This is a genomic window from Candidatus Micropelagos thuwalensis (assembly GCF_000469155.1).
GTDB lineage: Bacteria > Pseudomonadota > Alphaproteobacteria > RS24 > RS24 > Micropelagius > Micropelagius thuwalensis.
Map to the genome: position 1 here is coordinate 26,804 of NZ_AWXE01000003.1, position 18,052 is coordinate 44,855.

General features: G+C 41.1%; 23 protein-coding genes and 1 tRNA gene. 8 read left to right on the forward strand and 16 right to left on the reverse strand.

Annotated features, from left to right (window positions below):
• Positions 1–96: 96 nt before the first annotated feature.
• From RS24_RS03825 to RS24_RS03840, 4 genes are all read right to left on the reverse strand, one after another.
• A complete protein-coding gene (locus RS24_RS03825) occupies positions 97–870 on the reverse strand; it encodes an SDR family NAD(P)-dependent oxidoreductase (protein WP_021776877.1) in 774 nt (257 codons plus the stop codon).
• 151 nt (positions 871–1,021) lie between these two features.
• Positions 1,022–1,423, reverse strand: a complete 402-nt coding sequence (locus RS24_RS03830) for a MerC domain-containing protein (RefSeq protein ID WP_021776878.1) — start codon at positions 1,421–1,423, stop codon at positions 1,022–1,024.
• A gap of 203 nt (positions 1,424–1,626) precedes the next feature.
• Positions 1,627–1,929 (reverse strand): hypothetical protein, encoded by a 303-nt coding sequence (locus tag RS24_RS03835; protein WP_021776879.1) that lies wholly within the window; start codon positions 1,927–1,929, stop codon positions 1,627–1,629.
• Entirely contained in the window at positions 1,926–3,035 is a 1,110-nt protein-coding gene (locus RS24_RS03840) for an MBL fold metallo-hydrolase (RefSeq protein ID WP_021776880.1), read from the reverse strand. The genes RS24_RS03835 and RS24_RS03840 overlap by 4 nt, the downstream gene beginning before the upstream one ends.
• 210 nt (positions 3,036–3,245) lie before the next feature.
• Between RS24_RS03840 and RS24_RS03845 the strand changes: the two genes are divergently transcribed.
• Positions 3,246–4,040 carry a phytanoyl-CoA dioxygenase family protein gene (locus tag RS24_RS03845; protein ID WP_021776881.1) on the forward strand — a complete coding sequence of 265 codons (795 nt, stop codon included), beginning with the start codon at positions 3,246–3,248 and terminating at the stop codon, positions 4,038–4,040.
• A 187-nt stretch (positions 4,041–4,227) separates the two neighbouring features.
• Positions 4,228–5,196, forward strand: a complete 969-nt coding sequence (locus tag RS24_RS03855; protein WP_021776882.1) for a tyrosine-type recombinase/integrase — start codon at positions 4,228–4,230, stop codon at positions 5,194–5,196.
• A 113-nt stretch (positions 5,197–5,309) separates the two neighbouring features.
• Here RS24_RS03855 and RS24_RS03860 read toward each other — a convergent pair whose 3' ends face one another.
• The 3 genes from RS24_RS03860 to RS24_RS03870 all read right to left on the reverse strand — a co-directional run bounded on the left by RS24_RS03860 (position 5,310) and on the right by RS24_RS03870 (position 7,479).
• Positions 5,310–5,726 carry a surface-adhesin E family protein gene (locus RS24_RS03860; protein WP_021776883.1) on the reverse strand — a complete coding sequence of 139 codons (417 nt, stop codon included), beginning with the start codon at positions 5,724–5,726 and terminating at the stop codon, positions 5,310–5,312.
• A 10-nt stretch (positions 5,727–5,736) separates the two neighbouring features.
• Positions 5,737–6,144 carry a hypothetical protein gene (locus tag RS24_RS03865; protein WP_021776884.1) on the reverse strand — a complete coding sequence of 136 codons (408 nt, stop codon included), beginning with the start codon at positions 6,142–6,144 and terminating at the stop codon, positions 5,737–5,739.
• A gap of 288 nt (positions 6,145–6,432) precedes the next feature.
• Complete coding sequence (locus RS24_RS03870) at positions 6,433–7,479, reverse strand: bifunctional DNA primase/polymerase (RefSeq protein ID WP_021776885.1); 1,047 nt, start codon at positions 7,477–7,479, stop codon at positions 6,433–6,435.
• A gap of 122 nt (positions 7,480–7,601) precedes the next feature.
• Between RS24_RS03870 and RS24_RS09715 the strand changes: the two genes are divergently transcribed.
• Positions 7,602–8,378 carry an exonuclease domain-containing protein gene (locus RS24_RS09715; RefSeq protein WP_021776886.1) on the forward strand — a complete coding sequence of 259 codons (777 nt, stop codon included), beginning with the start codon at positions 7,602–7,604 and terminating at the stop codon, positions 8,376–8,378.
• Positions 8,379–8,541: 163 nt separating this feature from the next.
• On the opposite strand, the gene RS24_RS03880 is transcribed toward RS24_RS09715, so the two are convergent.
• The 7 genes from RS24_RS03880 to RS24_RS03915 all read right to left on the reverse strand — a co-directional run bounded on the left by RS24_RS03880 (position 8,542) and on the right by RS24_RS03915 (position 12,061).
• Complete coding sequence (locus RS24_RS03880; protein WP_021776887.1) at positions 8,542–8,868, reverse strand: hypothetical protein; 327 nt, start codon at positions 8,866–8,868, stop codon at positions 8,542–8,544.
• A 293-nt stretch (positions 8,869–9,161) separates the two neighbouring features.
• Positions 9,162–10,037 (reverse strand): ADP-ribosylglycohydrolase family protein, encoded by an 876-nt coding sequence (locus RS24_RS03890; protein WP_021776889.1) that lies wholly within the window; start codon positions 10,035–10,037, stop codon positions 9,162–9,164.
• Positions 10,038–10,071: 34 nt separating this feature from the next.
• Positions 10,072–10,395: an arginyl-tRNA-protein transferase gene (locus RS24_RS03895; protein WP_021776890.1), complete on the reverse strand. Its 324-nt coding sequence runs from the start codon at positions 10,393–10,395 to the stop codon at positions 10,072–10,074.
• A gap of 9 nt (positions 10,396–10,404) precedes the next feature.
• Positions 10,405–10,794: a hypothetical protein gene (locus RS24_RS03900; protein WP_021776891.1), complete on the reverse strand. Its 390-nt coding sequence runs from the start codon at positions 10,792–10,794 to the stop codon at positions 10,405–10,407.
• A 1-nt stretch (position 10,795) separates the two neighbouring features.
• On the reverse strand, positions 10,796–11,491 hold the full coding sequence (locus RS24_RS03905; protein ID WP_021776892.1) for a tetratricopeptide repeat protein: 696 nt from the start codon (positions 11,489–11,491) through the stop codon (positions 10,796–10,798).
• Between the two features lies 1 nt (position 11,492).
• A complete protein-coding gene (locus RS24_RS03910; protein WP_021776893.1) occupies positions 11,493–11,687 on the reverse strand; it encodes a hypothetical protein in 195 nt (64 codons plus the stop codon).
• A 65-nt stretch (positions 11,688–11,752) separates the two neighbouring features.
• Entirely contained in the window at positions 11,753–12,061 is a 309-nt protein-coding gene (locus RS24_RS03915; RefSeq protein ID WP_021776894.1) for a hypothetical protein, read from the reverse strand.
• 93 nt (positions 12,062–12,154) lie between these two features.
• Between RS24_RS03915 and RS24_RS10055 the strand changes: the two genes are divergently transcribed.
• A complete protein-coding gene (locus tag RS24_RS10055) occupies positions 12,155–12,472 on the forward strand; it encodes a DUF5681 domain-containing protein (protein WP_021776895.1) in 318 nt (105 codons plus the stop codon).
• A gap of 110 nt (positions 12,473–12,582) precedes the next feature.
• On the opposite strand, the gene RS24_RS03925 is transcribed toward RS24_RS10055, so the two are convergent.
• Positions 12,583–12,657, reverse strand: a tRNA-Val gene (locus RS24_RS03925).
• Positions 12,658–12,959: 302 nt separating this feature from the next.
• Between RS24_RS03925 and RS24_RS03930 the strand changes: the two genes are divergently transcribed.
• The 4 genes from RS24_RS03930 to RS24_RS03945 all read left to right on the forward strand — a co-directional run bounded on the left by RS24_RS03930 (position 12,960) and on the right by RS24_RS03945 (position 17,061).
• Complete coding sequence (locus RS24_RS03930) at positions 12,960–13,784, forward strand: SDR family NAD(P)-dependent oxidoreductase (protein WP_021776896.1); 825 nt, start codon at positions 12,960–12,962, stop codon at positions 13,782–13,784.
• Entirely contained in the window at positions 13,781–15,253 is a 1,473-nt protein-coding gene (locus RS24_RS03935) for a flavin-containing monooxygenase (RefSeq protein ID WP_021776897.1), read from the forward strand. Before RS24_RS03930 ends, RS24_RS03935 begins: the two co-directional genes overlap by 4 nt.
• Positions 15,254–15,325: 72 nt before the next feature.
• Positions 15,326–16,243 (forward strand): N-formylglutamate amidohydrolase, encoded by a 918-nt coding sequence (locus tag RS24_RS03940; RefSeq protein ID WP_051295594.1) that lies wholly within the window; start codon positions 15,326–15,328, stop codon positions 16,241–16,243.
• The gene (locus RS24_RS03945) at positions 16,240–17,061 is read left to right on the forward strand and encodes an inositol monophosphatase family protein (RefSeq protein ID WP_051295595.1); all 822 of its coding nucleotides are present in this window, start codon (positions 16,240–16,242) and stop codon (positions 17,059–17,061) included. Before RS24_RS03940 ends, RS24_RS03945 begins: the two co-directional genes overlap by 4 nt.
• On the opposite strand, the gene RS24_RS03950 is transcribed toward RS24_RS03945, so the two are convergent.
• A complete protein-coding gene (locus tag RS24_RS03950) occupies positions 17,050–18,024 on the reverse strand; it encodes an alpha/beta fold hydrolase (protein ID WP_038300681.1) in 975 nt (324 codons plus the stop codon). The two genes, RS24_RS03945 and RS24_RS03950, sit on opposite strands and share 12 nt — an antisense overlap.
• Between the last annotated feature and the right edge of the window lie 28 nt (positions 18,025–18,052).

Genomic DNA, 18,052 nt, shown 5'->3' on the forward strand with positions numbered 1-18,052 from the left:
ACCCCCCGACAAACCTAAACTTACTTTTAATGCCTATACACATATAAGACGGAATCCACCTTAGATACTATAATTTTGTCTAACCACTTGAACATACTATAGAAAGACATCACCACCATTCGGGCTGAGGCACTGGCCTCGAAAATGAGCTGCCCCATCACTTGCAAGAAAAAGATACGCGCCGAGTATATCATCCACTTCAGCGAGTTTGCCCCGTGGAATACCTAAGCGAATAGCTTCAAGGATATCTGCTGGAACATCGCCCAATATCGGTGTTAGGGTTGCTCCAGGGGCCACACAGTTCGCTGTAATATTACCTGCACCGATTTCCAAAGCCAGCGTCCGCGTGAAAGACAATATAGCGCCTTTTGCGGCAGTATAATGAGCAAAACCCGGCGCGCCTTTATATGCAAGTTGCGAGGCGGTACTGATTATTCTACCCCTATCTCGTTCCAGCATATGAGGCAGGGCAGCACGTGTGCAGAGAAATGTCCCTTTAATGTGAACCGCCATTACCATGTCCCAATCGTCTTCAGAAATATCTTGTACAGGTGCTGAACACGCAATTCCTGCATTATTGACGAGAATATCCAACTTACCAAATTCAGAAAGGGTCGCATCCATCATGGTAGCAACTTCGTCAGATCGGCTAACATCAGCCTGAATAGCAATTGCCTTGCCGCCATTCTCGGTAATCGCATTGACGATATTATCTGCGGCAGATTGTGTTTCAGAGTCAGGATAATTAACCGCGATATGGCAGCCCTGTGCTGCAAAAGCAGACGCCAAACCCGCACCAATGCCTGAACTGGCGCCAGTAATCAAAACAGATTGTCCGAGCAGTTCCGGATAGTTTGGGAGACTTTCCATAGGACAACTCCATGATCATAAATATTATTCATATACTGAATTTAATCTTACGCTCTACACGTAAAAAATCCAGAAACTATCGGCAAAACCACCCTATCAAATGTGATAAATGGCAAATTACTAATTATATTTATGAATTAGATGGATAGAATTATTGATCGCAATCTGAAAGTCTACACAATCTGAAATTTCGGAAATGTGCGAGGGCAAGCAATCCTGCACCCAATAAAGTTGAATAACGCTCGCCTGATTCACCAAGCACCTCATGCCCGGTTAACGCTGTAAAAATTAATACACAAACACCTAAAACCCCTTTGAGTAAAACCGAGAGATTTCTGTGCCTTTTACAACCGAGAGAAAGGCTAAAGGCACTTAAAGGTATAAGTGCCCAAAGTAACCAAACATGAAAAGACTCCTCACCAAAAAGAGTAGTCCCAATTGCAGGAAACACACTCAAAAGAAAAGGAAGGCCAATACAGTGAACCGCACAAACGGAAGACGCAGAAACCGCAAACTTGTCAGCCAATCCGATATGTTTCGTTGCTATGCCCATAAGTTTTCCATGGATTAGTATTACAGAGTGTCTTTTCAAACAGAAAAAAATGAATAATACAACTCAAAATTATTCAGCTTTTTAGAAGAAACCTATCTCTTCAAATTCGCCTTATAAATAAAATAAAAATTTGAGGTCTAAAGCTCCAATATTTTTTTAAGAAAAATTTTGGCTTTGCTCATCCCAAAATACATCTCATTCAATTAATCATAGAGAGTTTGTGGGCAATCATATTCAGTGTTGGTGTGAACCGTGATTTCCGATTTATCCTGACAAAGAAAATTACACTGACGTTGTTTATTTGCCTTCCCGTCAGATGTATAGCCAAGTTCCACAATAGGTTCGCTTATAAGATTGCACACCAAGAGACGGTCTTGGGATGTCGACTCGGCAGGAGGTGGAGATGCCTGGCGTTGATTAAAAGATACATCTAAATCTACATCCAGCCAGAAAAACAGAGCTAGCAATGCCACCAACACCGTGATTGTTATGACGAAAGCCTTCATTTCAACCCCGTGTTTTCTTGGCTCATCGACAAGGCATCCAGCCCCAACGTTTCACCAATTTTCATTCTCAATGTTGCTAATCCGGCAGCTTCTCTGAAACGGGCATAAGGCTCTTCAGCAGGCTCAAGGGATAAGGTGAAAGTCCCCCAGTGCATTGGCACGAGTTTTTGACACCCAATCTCGCGGCCCAACTGCACGCCCCCTTCAGGTGTCATATGTGAGCCCTTCATCATTTTGCGGGGCGCATAAGCCCCAATACTCATTAGCCCAACATCACAGCCACCATGACGCTTGGCCATATGCTTTCCAATTTCTTTAAACACATATGAGTGGGTTTCTGTATCACCGCTGTGAAAAACAGAATGGCCACCTGCGCTAAAACCGAAGGACATCCATAATGTTTCATTAATGTCAAAAAGTGAACGGCTAGACCAGTGAACAGCCGGATAAGCTGTCAGGCGAAAGCGACCAGAATTCGAAGGAAGTTCAAATTCATCATACCAATCCATTTCTATAACCTTGCCGAAATTACGTTCAATAAAATATTTCCCTAACCCAAGCGGCACCAATGCAGTAATGGTCTCCCGATTCGGCAAACGATCTAATGTGTGCGTATCCAAATGGTCGTAATGTGCATGACTGATAACCAAAATATCAATATCAGGTAAATCTTCAATTTGAAGACCTGGGGGAAATAATCTCTCCGGCCCAGCCCAGCTCACAGGTGAAGCCCGTTTAGAAAAAATTGGATCAGTCAATACGACAATGCCGTCCAGCCGAACGAGAAAACTGGCGTGACCAATCCATGTAATCGCATCTGCTTCGCCATAAGCCTTAAAATCTTTCAAAGCCTTGCTCGAAATTTGAACATGCTCTTGTGGGATGATGTCACCCATGCCATCGGTAAGGCCTAATACCATTTTAGAAAAAAATGAGAGCCGCGTAAAAATACTACTCTCTCTTTCAGGACTATCAGGCGGATTTCTATAGCCGCCTTCTATATGGTGATACGGGGCGCTGGTTATGGCCCTATTTTCAAAGGTACAACTCACAAAAATTAAATCGCAACTAACAATCAACAAAATAACTTTAATAATTTTTTTCAATCATCAATCTCTTTATAACAAAAGTCGATTTCGAGTTTAACATCTCATATACTGATAGTTAATGTCCTTCCAATAAGAAACAAATTAAATGAATAATTTACATAACTGTTAGTTAAACATCTAAGAATTAGTCTCAAATCAGATTGTTTTTTTTGATTAAATGCATATTGTGGTTTTAGTAACTTAAATATCGTGATGTAGGCGTTACAGATGATTAAAAACAACAACTTATTAAAAAATATCTCTAAGTGTGCAAAAAACGAGATTGCTAATATTTATCATGGAACTCGTTCAAGGCTTGATTTCACCAGTAAGCGTCTTAATGACTGGGAAAAGCATTGTATTAAACAGATACATCTGAATAGCGCCTTTGTAATTGAAAATTATTGGTCCAGAGAAAAAGCCTTCCGAGTTAGAGATAAGCTCGAAGAATTCCATGACAGAAATGAACCCTTTGTCCTAGGGAATTATCTGAAAGATGAATTGGTAAGAATTTATCATGTAGAAAGAATTGTGCCCGAACTAAAAGAGTTTCGTTTTGATCCCTTTGTTTTAAAAATAGCCAGCGCTTATAACGGTCAGCCTTCTTATAGTGGGGCATTAGTTTATCAATATGATACTGTTCATGGCAGAGCTAAAAGTCACTACCATGTTGATACTTTTACGCGACAATTTAAATCTATGATGTACTTGGATGACGTGAATAATGGAAATGGCCCGTTTTCATATATTCCTGGGTCTCATCGCAAAAGAAGTTTATTAATAAAAAAACAAATAAGAGGAAATGATAACAATAAGAATAATGTATTTGATGAAGATGAGATAACTTCAATAAAAAACAAAGAGAAGCAAGTCTGCATGCCTGCTGGAAGCCTTTTAGTTTTCGATACTGCATGCATCCATAGAGGCGCACCTCAAGAAGAAAGAAGCCGTTCAGTTTTAATGAATTATATCACTCCAATCCAAAAAGAACTTTATCTACATAAACAAATACCAAGTCTATAATTCAATATCTAATAAATTGAAAAAATTATTATAAATTATTTTTGTCTCGTGGTGGGCGATACTGGGATTGAACCAGTGACCCCTACAATGTCAATGTAGTGCTCTCCCGCTGAGAAATAGAATTAAATCAGCTGGTTAACTGCCTCTCATTTTGTGACGCCACACTCAGGTCACAAAGGAGAGAGATATGGCCTCATTTCGCTTCCGTAATGGAAAGTGGCAAGCCCAAGTCAGAAGGCAGGGCTATAGAGCCACAACCAAAAGCTTTACCAATAAAACAGATGCCCAAAAATGGGCTAGAAGGCTAGAAACCGACATAGAAAATGGAAATACGCAATCAGGGGGGCAAGAAGCCCTAAACACCCCCCTTAAAAATTATCTCCAGCGGTATCTTGTCGAAATAGCCCCCCTCAAAGCTAGCTACAGTGTTGAGAAATACATTCTCAAAATTTGGCTAGAATCCTCACTGGCAAAACACCCAATCGGGTCCATAACACCCACTCAAATCATGTCTGAACTTGATGCTAAAAAGACCCTCTGGAAACCCACGACTATCCATCGAAACTTTGGGGTTTTAAGGCATGTTTTTAACACCTCTCAAACGCTCTGGGAGGTGCCTCTCAGGCGCAATCCTGTGCAGTATATAAAGTTACCTAAAACACCCAAAACACCTATCAGAAGACTCTCTGAGGGCTTCTTAGAGGCCTTTGAGAGCAGTCGCAGAGATAGTATTTATTGGGTCGTAAACTTTGCCCTTGAAACAGCCATGAGACGCTCTGAAATCGCCAATCTTCGGTGGGAGGATATACAAAGAGAGAAGCGGTTAGCTCTGGTTGTTAAATCAAAAACAAACCGACCAAGATTTGTGCCGCTAACGCCTAAAGCGCTTAGCATTCTGGATGAGGTTGGGGGGCAATCTGAATATGTCTTCGCCAAATCGTCGAATGCCATCAGACTTGCTTGGTCAAGACGCAAGGCATCAATCGGACATAATGAAGTGCGGTTTCATGATTTGAGACATGAGGCGATTTCTAGATTGTTTGAAAAAGGTCTGACTGTACCAGAGGTGGCAAGCATAAGCGGTCACTCAACCCCCCAAATGCTTTTTAGATATGCTCATAGTGATGTGAGGGCATTAGTCGATAAAATGCAATAAGTCGTATCCAATTTAGATATAGAAATACATAACAGTTCGGTGGGGGTAATAGGCGCAGTTAGAGTTTAAATAACTACATAAATAGTTTCACTAAGTGCAAAAAACCCCTCCAGTTAATTGCGGCTGGGGGGGTTATTTTTTTTAGCATTTTCAAGTGCGTTGCAAATGTAGCCTAAAGCAAGAGCACTATTATCATCTGGTGGCGGATACTCCCATTTTTCCTCATCGGGAGCGACGGATTCACTATCAATTACTTTTCCAACACCCATAGGTTGCAAATACGTAACAATTTGTAATGTTTTTTGCCTTCTTAAATCGCAATCAGACTGGCGGTACATTTTTAAAGAATGAAAACGCTCCGTGGGCTTTTTCCAGTTAATTAATTCCCAGTGAAATACATATCCATCTTTTATGCGAATACTATTTAAATCCATATAAACTTCAGCTATGGGTCCTGAAGCAAATAATTCCCACTCTGCCCAAGCAGGCGTCGAGAAAAGCAGTGCGATGGTTAGGAATAGTGGTTTCATTTTTAATCACTCAAGGACAATTATAATCATATGTATAGCCGTCAGTTCGTTCTCCTTTATAAAAACTATCTTTAATATATTCTCTTGTAGTTTTTATGACGTAGCAGTTTTCTTGTTGTTTTATTTCACTAAAATATCTTTCCAATACTTGTCGATAAGTAACGGATGAAGGGCTTGTATCAATATGGTCAAATGTAAATACTTCTAAAAGTGCTTTAGGTGCATCTAACATAGTTCCCCACCGCATTATATATATCTTAGATTTTTTATCGTCAAAAACAGCAAAATCCGTACCTTTATGCTTAATGTTATAAGAGGGCCACTCCGCAATGTGTCCTTTATAACCACTATGATATCCGCCGGCATTACAACCATGCAAAAACAAACCTAGGGTTAGAATAATCATGCTTTTTTTCATAATTTAAGTCCTCATGCTGTGGAGCAGAAATAAGTTCTGTCACTAGATAATAATCGAGCCTCCCCTCACCCACGAGCCCCGATAACTGCGGAAGAACCTATATTGCTCATCAAATATCTTTGCCAATTATTAAGCATTTCTGCTCTCTCTGCAAAGTAATCTGTTCTGTTATATGCGGCTTTGATACACATGATATTTTTCGGGTCGCCAGCTTTGGCTGGCGATCCGAAAATCATTCCTCTTCAGAAATGCAATCAAAATACTAACTGATTTAGAATTAGAATTTCATTACTGGTGCTTGGGGGGATGAAAGCTATATAGATATGCATTACGTGGACGATTGGGCACACACTTCTCGCCAACTCTGAAAATAATTTTATTATCTAATAAAACCTTCAAAGCCTCTCTCAATCTGTTTTTACCCCATCCCAAATAATTGGCAGTGGCTTCTTGTGCAATAGTATACACCTCTAAATCTCGTGTGTATTTAAGTGTTGCCAATAAGTAAAAGGCATCAGGTGTACACGAGTTGTGTTCTTTTCTGGCAAATTTAGCGAACTGTTCCCCTGGAGGAATTATTTGATTTGATATTCTGTTTTTCCATACGCTATTGACCACACTGATAACTTCACTAGCCCTCAAAGGAGGTATATTTGTTTCGTTCATTTGAAAAGCTAAGTGCTCTAATTCATTATAAGAACCAACCTCCAGCGCTCTTTCTCTCAAATAATTAAACAGCGAATTATTTCTAGCACCTTCAGCTGCTAAATATGTAACTGGCTCATCAGCCTCTTTAAATTGATACACATCCCTGAGGGCGGAATTTAAATTCAAAAGTCTATCTTCGGTAGTGATTGGCAAATCTTCCAAAGTTGCATCTAAAATGGACTCATTAGGCCAAGAATAGGGTTTTTTAGTCTCAGGATGAATGCCAGCTACAACGACCTGTTGCCCAACACCTAAAATCTCTACACCCCCCGTTTGCAATTTTCTTATGGGGGTCTTTGTACGATAGAAGTATGCCTTTCTTGGTGGCCTTCCTATCCGAATAAAATCAGAGGGACCCAAACACTGGAGCATTACCTGATTGATTATTTCAATCTTTTCTGGTTCTTCCTCATCAATATCAATTACTACGAGCTCACCAGTGCGTAATCCAATATTTTTAGTTTTATGTTTTTTTATATATTCAGCTCGCTCAAACTCATTATCTGGCATTGAAAATGTTGTCCAACCACTCATTCCCTTTTTGCCTTTCAGTGGCAATGGGTCATAACCATTTTGGTATAGTTGCTCAGCCCATCGACCATATATTTCTGCTTTTGACTCCGTCATAATTCATCCATAAAAATTTAACTTGTATAAATTTTAAGAAATCCAAAGTGAATCGCTAGAGGGTATTTTTCGAAAATAAAATCTAGTTCTGTGAATATTGTTAACTTGGTGGAAAACTAGGAATGAAAATTGTTGTTATTGATTTTGAAACAGCCAATGACCACCCATCAAGTGCGTGCGCTATAGGTATTACCGAAATACACGATGGTAAAATCATATCCTCGGAAGCTCATATCATTGAGCCCCCAACGGATATTTTTCGAAGAAGCTTTACTAAAATACACGGATTAAAATGGAAGGATTGTAAAGGCAAACCCACCTTTAAGGATTTTTACTCTGAGAACATTAGTAGATTTGAAAATGCAGATTTTCTTGCTGCCCATAATGCTGGATTTGACAGAACGGTATTATTTTCAACACTTTTACATTTTGGAATCTGCCCTCCCGAAACTCCGTTCATAAACACTCTTCCGATTGCTAGGAAAGTGTTAGGTATTAAGTCGGCTCCTCTCGATAAAGTTGCTAAACTTCTAAGCGTTGAATTAAATCACCATGAAGCTGCTTCTGACTCAAAAGCATGCGCTGAAATAATAGTTTATGCGCTATCAAATGGTTTCGATATTAGTTCGGCAGTAATGAAACCAACAATTATTGAAAAACCAGACAAACCTCCAACATGGGCAGACCATCCCGAAGAAATGAAGGAGAAATACCTATATCCATGGCGGGAGTTTTTCATTGAGAACGGCTACCTGGATAAGTCTTACTCAGACTTTCAATTTAGAATTAGAGGTTTTGAATTAAATGAAGCAAAAGGAAAAGAAGTAGACTTTACAGTTGAAGAAATTTTAGCTGACCAATGGGTTCAAGAGTTAATTAGGAAATTAAAAGAACAGTAATTTATCATTTCCTGGAACTCACAAAGCAAAGTAACTGGTTCTCAATTTATAGCCTAGGGTTAAGTTATACGTTTTCGGGTCGCCAGCTTTTGCTGGCGATCCGAAAACCACTTCCCTCCAGAAATAATCTCAGACAAAAATAATTCACTAAGAGGGTTAGGATTTAAATTTTATTTGTGTCTCTAAATTCTTTTTCTTTTTTATCTGCCTCTATTGTCCAATCAAGTTCTGGATTGGATGCATAAATCCCTTCTTTATTTGCCCATAGTTGTTTCTCATTATCTCTAATTTCTTCAACCTCTAAGTCGAGGATACGAATTGAAATTACCCCAATGATATTTGAAACTAATAGTGTGGCGGGTAGTAAAGAAATGCCAATGATTGCCAAGATTGCAAGACCAAAAATCCCGTAATTTGAAGCACTGACCATGAGAGTTTTAATGCCTAAAAATAATGCGTCACCAGTAAAAAATTTCCAGATGTATTTCATTTCACAGGAGAACAACTGAAAGATACATCAGGCCGCTTTGGGTCATTTTCAATCACAATCTCTCTGTCATATCTGCAATAATTAGCTATTCGCGACATCCAGTAAATTCTTTTGTCCACTTGTACTAAAATAATATCACAATCTTGGTTTCTGATGTTTTTTTCCAGAAGCTTTCTATCCTCTGTCAAATTTGGAAAAGATATGTAGTATTGACAAAAAGAATTAAATGCTTCCGCTGGGGTCGATAAAAGCAATGAAATTGTGAGGAGTAGTGGTTTCATTCTAATCTCAATTTAATGAAGCATATTAAAAGGGTATTGGTTCAATTTTAACAAATCAAGCCAGTCTTTATTAATACTATCATACCCATAAAGCGCTCCAGCAAATTGACCTGTTACAGCGCCAACTGTATCCGCGTCATCTCCTAAATTTACCGCCAACAATACCGCCTCATCAAAAGACCCTGTTTGGTTCACACACCATAAAGCTGCCTCAAGCGTGTGTATTACATACCCTGACGAGCTGATTTTATCTCTGGATTTATTCCTCCACCCTCCTGAGGGAATATCTTGCAAAAACTGCATATCATTTGGGGTTGCATCGATTGCGCTGTCCCAAGTTTTACCGTTAATTAAGTCTACAATTATGTTACAAGCAAAGGCGCAAGCCTCAGCTGCTACATTTGATGAATGCGTGGTAAAGCTTTGCTCTATAGCAATTTTAAGAGCCTTGGGCTTGTCATTCGAAAACAGAACTGGGACAGGCGCAAGCCTCATCAAACTTCCATTTCCATCGGATTTATTGTTTTGTGAAGCTGCTTCTAGAACGCCGCTTCGCCTGAACTCATTCAATGTCCAAAAAGTATTTTGGCCTATACCCACCGACTTTCCAGTGCTGGAGTATTTTCCATTTTCCATCCACTCACAAAACTCCTGGAGTAAATGTTTTCTGTCTAAACCTTCATTAACCTTCAGACTGTGAAATAAAGCCAATGACATTGCTGTGTCATCTGTCCAAGCGCCTGCAGGTAAGTCAAAATAGCCACCAGCTTCCATCTCAGAAATTGGTTCAAAGCTATCACGCTCATTGAATTCAACTGGCGCACCAAGAGCATCGCCAACTGCCAGCCCAAGCATACATCCTATCTGTGAATTATTGAGTAATTTCATTAGAAAAGCAGTCCGATGGTGAGGAGTAGTGTTTTCACTCTTGCTTATCTTCTAACGGCTTTTCCTCAGACTTCTTCTCACCAAAGTACTTATTTACAATCTCTAAAAGTAATAATAAAGCCTCAGGCCTAGATTTATTTTTTACGAGTTTCTTAAACCGCACTAAGTTTCGCTTTTTTTGAAGTTCTTTTCGATATTCAGTATCAAAAACTTCTCGTACTAAAGAATATAACAAGTAAACGGCAATAAATATGAACGGACTGTAAATAAAAACAAAAAGCCAAAACCAGTTTTCATCTAACCCAGCCCAAGCTGGCGTCGAGAAAAGCAGTGCAATGGTTAGGAGTAGTGGTTTCATTTTTATCAATTATTCAACAATTGAAAAACATGGGATTATTCCAAAGAGTTTTTGTATTCTCTTTTCTGCATATTCACTGTCTTTAATAGAGTGATATTCATTAAAGGGGGGGCCAATAGACAAATGCGAACCATCAAGACAAAGGTTTTCATTTACCCCATAATTTAATTGCCCATCAAGCTTAGCCACAAATGTTTTGTTACTTTTTGTTTTAATTAATTGGAACTTCTGTTCAGGAGTTATAGCTAAATACTTTCGGAAAAAAACCGTTTCTTTTATGGATACATATGTTGGCTTTTCTGGTTTTAAAACTTCTTCATTAAAACTCAGTCCATATGTGCAACTAGCTGTAATTCCAGAAGTTATGAGCAGTGCGATAATGAGGAGTAGTTGTTTCATCTCAACACCCCTTATAGTTGTTCTCTATACACTCAAGAGCCATTAGCATTGCTTTGTTTATCTCTTCGGTTGTCATCATACTTAAGACAATTTCTCTTTTTATAACGGCAGAGTCATCTCCATTTAATACTGCGAGGTGAAACCACATTAAAGCGCGCATATTATCTTTTATGACACCCGCTCCTTTGGCAAACGAAATCCCAAGGTTGCCTTGGGATGGGCCATCACCTTGCTCTGCCCCTTTTCGATACCACTTCACTGAAGTTTTGAAATCCTGAGTTACACCGAGTCCATCATAATACATATTACCTAGGTAGTATTGGGCTGAGACATTCCCTTGGTCTGCCGAAAGACGATACCACTTCGCAGCAGTTTTATAATCCTGAGTGACTCCGAGACCGTGATAAAACATACTACCAAGGCTATATTGGGCTGCACCATCACCTTGTTTAGCTGAAAGTGAATACCACTTAAACGCTTTTTTATAATCCTGTGTTACACCTTTTCCATGTGCATACATTGTGCCTAAATTATATTGCGCAACCGCATTACCTTTTTCTGCTAAAGGTTCCCATTGAAACAATGCTTCTGCATAATCGCCCCGTTCAGATGCCTCATAACCTTTATCAAAGTCCTGCGAATAACTAACAGACAAACTACCAACAAGTAATGCGATGGTGAGGAGTAGTGGTTTCATTTTATTTATCCTTTAGCTTTTTTTCGCGTTTGATAGCAGCGACTTCGCCTCTCAAAGACCGTGCGCTCCCCTCATAGGGGTCGCTATGGTCGCGCTCCAGCGCATCCACCTCAAAACCGCCAAACAAACCTTTCGGGCGACCCGACTTTAGCTTTGGAATAGCTGAAGTTTTGGATTTTTTGGAATCGCTACTCATTACTTTCCCCCTTCAAATATCTTTGCCAATTATTGAGCATTTCTGCTAATAAAAAACCCCTCCAGTTAATTGCGGCTGGGGGGGAATTTGTCTATCTCGCAAGTAAAAAAATGAGCATCGTCTGTTTCCGAAACTATAATTTGGCGGTCATATCGGCAAACTTCGTCCATGTAATATTGAATATGCTCGTCTTTCCCTGGGACTTTCTCGAGTCTAAAACTGAAAATATTGCAGTCTGCACGTTTAACTTCCCCTCTTATTTTTCTCCATTTTCCCCGCTCATCACTAGGGTCATATTTATAACGACACGCATAACCGAATGCCTCAGCAGGCGTCAAGAAAAGCAGTACGATGGTTAGGAAAAGTGGTTTCATTTTAATGTCTCAATAGACTGGTTAATAGCTTACCCTTTGAAATGCTAATTTCATCCATTGTATAATGCAACCTCAAGTCAGGAGGCGTTCACGATGCGAGATAAGACAGGCAGATTTATCAAAGGCTATTCAGGCAACCCTGGGGGCAGACCTAAGGACGAACATAACGTCATTGAGTTAGCGAGGAGCTATACGACTGAGGCTCTTGAGACGCTGGTGAAGCTCATGCGTGATGGTAAAGATGAGCGTGTAAGAGGCACTGCTGCTCAAGCATTGCTGGATAGAGGTTGGGGTAAGCCTAAGGTTGAGGTTCTCACAGACAAGTCTGACTACCTGACTGCGCTTCTGGAAGTGCAGAGCTCGATAATAGAGCATCGGTCACAATCTGGTCACAACTCGTCACAAATTTAAGTGTATTTTTGACAATCAAGGTGCACAGCTTGCCAGCCACCCCTGATATGTGTAATTCTATTTTCTGTCATGATTTGAGTGGTTTAAAAGGGAATTAACCTTTTGTCTCGTGGTGGGCGATACTGGGATTGAACCAGTGACCCCTACAATGTCAATGTAGTGCTCTCCCGCTGAGCTAATCGCCCCACTCACAAGAAGAATGTTTATGGCAAGAAAAAAAAGAAAATCAACTTGATTGACCTTACCCAATATCATTTATACTAGGCACTGTCATAAAAGTTGCGAAAGTATCATGCCATGCCCAACTCAACACCAAACAGCACCATCATCAATGCCAGCACCTTCGACTTGGTTTCAGAAGCTGAGCTTCAATTCATGGTCTCAAAATAAGTGAGATGGCTAATCAGCAATCATAAATCAATATCTAATGGAGAGGTTATACTAGGCACATTAACAGCTTAAACATTTCGATGACGGTGGGGGATAAATGATAAAAAATTTTCAAAATAAATCTGTATTGATTACTGGTGCTGCCACCGGAATCGGTCGTGCGCTGGCGCATGAACTTGCAAATCGCGGCGCGGTTGTCTATGTCACTGCCCTCACCGAAAAAGAAGCTCAGATTGAGGTTGATGAAATCACATCATCAAACGGTAAAGCTATCGCCGCCAAACTCGATGTCGGCAACTTCAAAGATATTGAGAAGATGATTGACCTCGTTGTCAGCGAGCAAGGGCAGCTTGACATCATGATTAACAATGCAGGCGTTGCTTATGTCGGCGAGAGCTATGACATGCAGGTTGAGACCATAGAGAAGCTGGCGCATATTAATTTTACTGCCGTCAATGTCGGTGCCGTTCTGGCCTATACGCAAATGAAGAAACAAGGCTTTGGGCATATTTTAAACACGGCCTCTATGGGCGGGTTTCTGCCGACCCCCGGCATGGCTGTTTATGCTGCGACCAAGCATGGCGTGGTTGGGTTAACCACCTCACTTGCATCTGAAGGCAAAGATTTTAACATTGTCGTTAAAGCTTCCTGCCCCGGCTTCATCAAATCAGAACTAATGAATAAATCCAGTGACGTAAGCAACAATATGTCAGACTATCTTGACCTGTTACCAGAACCGATAGATGCCAGCATTGCGGCGAAAACAATTATTGATGGACTGGGCAAAAAACCTGTCCTGATTTTCACGCCCTCTTATGCCAAAATCTCATATTTCCTGAACCGGTTTATTCCGGGTTTTCTAGCAAGAGGTGGAGACGATATTATGAATAAATATCGCCAAGCAGCAGGTATCTCAAAGTGAATGATAAATGCCACAAACGCACTGCCATAATCGGCGCCGGTATGGCAGGCTTGCTGGCAGCTATAAATTTAAAAAAAGCCAAACGAGAATTTATGGTTTTTGAAAAAGCCGATAGTCTCGGGGGGACATGGCGGGACAACCGTTATCCCGGGCTTACCTGCGATGTGCCAGCCCATGCTTACACATATAGCTTCGCGCCCTATGCCGAATGGAATGCCTATCACGCGACGGGTCCAGAAATTAAGCGCTATTTTGAGAAAGTTGCTAGCGATTATGGCATCACCCCGTTCATTCATTTCAACACCGAAATAACGGCATGTCATTTTCAGGAGGCTTCTGCTAACTGGGAACTGACAGACGCTCATGGCGAAAACCATATTTTTGATATTGTCATTGTGGCTTCAGGTGTTTTGCACCACCCGTCCACGCCGGACATCACCGGGTTAGACGATTTTCAAGGATCATGTTTTCACAGCGCACAATGGGAAGACGATCTTGTTCTAGAAAACAAAAATATTGGCATTATCGGTTGTGGTTCTTCCGGCATCCAAATCGCAACGGCATTAACCTCGGTCGCCAATCAGCTTGTACATTTTCAACGCTCGCCACAATGGATTATGCCGGTTGAACAATTCAATTATACAGAAGAAGAAAAACAAGATTTCCGCGATAACCAACAACTAATTGATGATATCCGTTACGACAAACAATATTGGGATAATATCTACAGATTTAACAAAGGCATTATCAATCCTGACAGCCCAGAAATGCAGATGATTGAAGATATTTGCCGCGACTATCTCGAAGCCAGTATTCAAGACCCCGCATTGAGAGAAAAACTCCGTCCCGATTACCGCGCCGCGTGCAAGCGGCTGATATATAACTGGCAATATTATGACTGTGTGCAAAACCAAAATGTCTTTGTAGAAACAGGATCAATTGACCGTGTCATGGCTTCTGGTGTCCAAATGCAAGACGGAACGTTTCACACATTGGACATTTTGGTTTTGGCAACCGGCTTCCATGCAGACAGATTTATCAAACCTACATCTGTAATAGGTCGCAATGGCCTATCTCTTGATACATTTTGGTCACCCCGCCCCACCGCACATTATGCCGTTACCCTGCCCGGCTTTCCGAATATGTTTATGTTGAACGGCCCGACTGGCCCTGTCGGGAATTTCTCTCTGATTGATATTGCGGAACGTCAGTGGGAATATATTGATCAGCTTCTTAGCATCATCCATTCAGGAGATGCAGAAACCGTCGAACCTAAAATTTCAGCATTTGAAGATTATGAAAAAAGACGAATTGAAGCTGCTCAAAAAACAATTTTCAGTTCGGGATGCTCTAGCTGGTATCTTGACAATACAGGCATACCCATGACCTGGCCCTGGAGTTATCAGGATTTTGCAGACGCCATGCAACAACCTATTTTATCCGAATATGACATTAGGGGCGCTTCATAAGCTCATAAATTCAGTTGGCCTGCCTTTCATGTTGCCGCGCCATGCAGTATAAAGGCCTTATAGGAATATGAGATGATGTCCAAAGATCATACGGCCCATGAGCCGGAGAAAAATTCAGAACCTAACCCTTTCACATTGACGACCCCGCAAGGAGGTGACACACCTTCAATATGGCTCATCACCTCCCCACATAGCGGGCATTATTATCCCCGCGATTTTATCGTGAAATCCCAGCTGGACAGCCAACAGCTTCGCCTATCTGAAGACATGCATATTGATGCATTACTCGCAGATGTTCCCAAAACAGGGGCAAGCTTACTTACGGCAACATACCCGCGCGCTTATGTTGATTTGAATCGGGAACCTTATGAATTGGATGCCTCAATGTTTAGTGACCCGCTTCCCGATTTTGTAAATAAAGATTCCACACGCGTTCTGGGCGGCCTTGGCACCATCGCAAAAATCGTCACTGAACGACTTGAGATTTATGACCGCCCACTCGAATTTTCAGAGGCAGAACAACGAATAGAAAAAATTTATTTCCCTTTCCATTCATGTCTTAAGCAACAATTGGAAATGGCGCGCGATTATTGGGGAGCAGCTTATTTGCTTGATGTTCACTCCATGCCATCCAATGCCGTAAGAAAATTCAAAGGCGGCAAATCCGGCAGTGTTGACTTTGTGTTGGGAAACCGTCACGGCAGAAGCTGTGATGCCGACTATTATGATCTCGTTTACAACTTCCTGACAGATGCCGGATATTATGTTGAAAAAAATAAACCCTATGCTGGCGGCTATATTACCGAGCATTACGGCAAACCGTCAGAGGGCTTCCATACACTTCAACTTGAAGTAAACCGAAAACTATATATGAACGAAGCCAGCTACGACTTGCTGGTTAATAGCGATGAAATGAAAAATCTGTTTTCTGACCTAATATCTGCGTTGATAAACAAAACGCTTGAAAAATGCCTAAAGGCGGCTGAATGATGAAAGAAATAGATAAAGATACAGCCTTCACATTTGCTAATGAACTTGCAGATGCGGCTGCCAAAATTACCCTACCCCTGTTTCGTCAATCTCTAGATGTATCCTCAAAAATGCAGGATGGCTTTGACCCTGTCACCAAGGCTGATAAAGACACTGAACAAAAATTGAGGGACTTGATTAATGCGCAATACCCCGATCATGCAATTTTGGGGGAAGAGTTTGGCTTCAAAGCTGGCACTGGATATCAATGGACGATCGATCCTATTGATGGCACACGCGCTTATATTTCAGGCATGCCAAGCTGGGGGACACTCATCGCGCTTTCAAAAATAACCGACGACGGGAATCTAACCGCCCTAATGGGGTTGGCTGACCAGCCCTATATCAAAGAACGTTATTTTGGCTGGATGTCTGGTGATGCTGCCGAAGCCAGTATGCATTCAGATGGAAGTGATAAAAAAAATATGGCGACACGACCCTGCAAGGCCATAGAAGACGCCGTGTTGGCCACAACAGACTCAAATCTTTTCATGAACACACCCACAGAAAACATTTGGTTAAACATCAGTTCACAAACACGTTTGAATAGATATGGCGGCGACTGGTATAATTACATGCTCCTAGCAGATGGGCACATAGATGTAGTCATCGAACAAGGACTTCAGGCCTACGACATCCAAGCCCTCATTCCTATAATTTCTGCAGCAGGGGGAATAGTGAGCGATTGGAAGGGTAATACGCCCATGCAAGGGGGTGAAGTTCTCGCTTGTGGCGACGCAGATTTACACGCGCAGATTGTTAGACTTTTATACGCTTGAAGCCTTCATAAAATGGTTATCTATATCTTCAAGAAACACCTGACGGGAGGCATCCGTTTCCATAAAAAGCTCGTGCCTAGTATCAGGATAGAGTTTTCCTTCAATGTAATCTGACAAGGCAATCGCCTTATATATCGCTTGATTAGCAACAAGCTTTTCATCCTCGGCGATACCAATAAATACAGGAATATCAAGACGTGAAAGAAAACTCTTTCTAAGCGTTTTTTGCATTGCATTGACTGCCCCCACGGACCAACTGTGACTTTTAAACGCAATATTCACATATGGGTGGCGGTCAACAATTCTCTCATTTCTCTCAAAACGACGATCATCCATCGTTACACGATTATAACTTGATCTGCCTGAAGCACGATCTGTAGCCGCAGATTTAAGCGGCCTATGACCCAACCAAAATAATTCATTAATACTTGTTACGATTTTAAGAAGTGCAAGCTGAAACGGATGCTCTTTGGGACCAATCATGGGTGCAGAAAGCGCTAACGAATGAAACAATCCTTTATGAAGCACAGCTGTTCGCAAATTAATCTGACCGCCCATACTATGCGATACGCCAAAAAAAGGCGGTGGAAAACGCTGCATGATAAAATCACGCATAACGATATTCAAATCGGAAATGTTTTTATCAAAATCTTTAAAATGTAAAACATCCCGACGAATATCTGAGCGACCACCAGAACAACCATGACTACGCCATTCAATCATGGCAACTCTGTATCCCAAATTCAGAAAATCTTTTACGGTCTCGGCATATTTTTCCATATATTCAGCATAGCCGTGGCTCAGAACAATCGTGCCCTTTGTTTTCTCAGATGGCAGTAAGCTTTCGAATAAACCGACGCGGATAGAAACTTCTTCATCCACGGAAACCAGATAGCAATCACCCGATGGCATAGGGATATCTAAACCTTCAAGAAACTGACTCTGTGAAACTCTTTTGGACATGTGACCGCAACACCCAACTCTAATCACA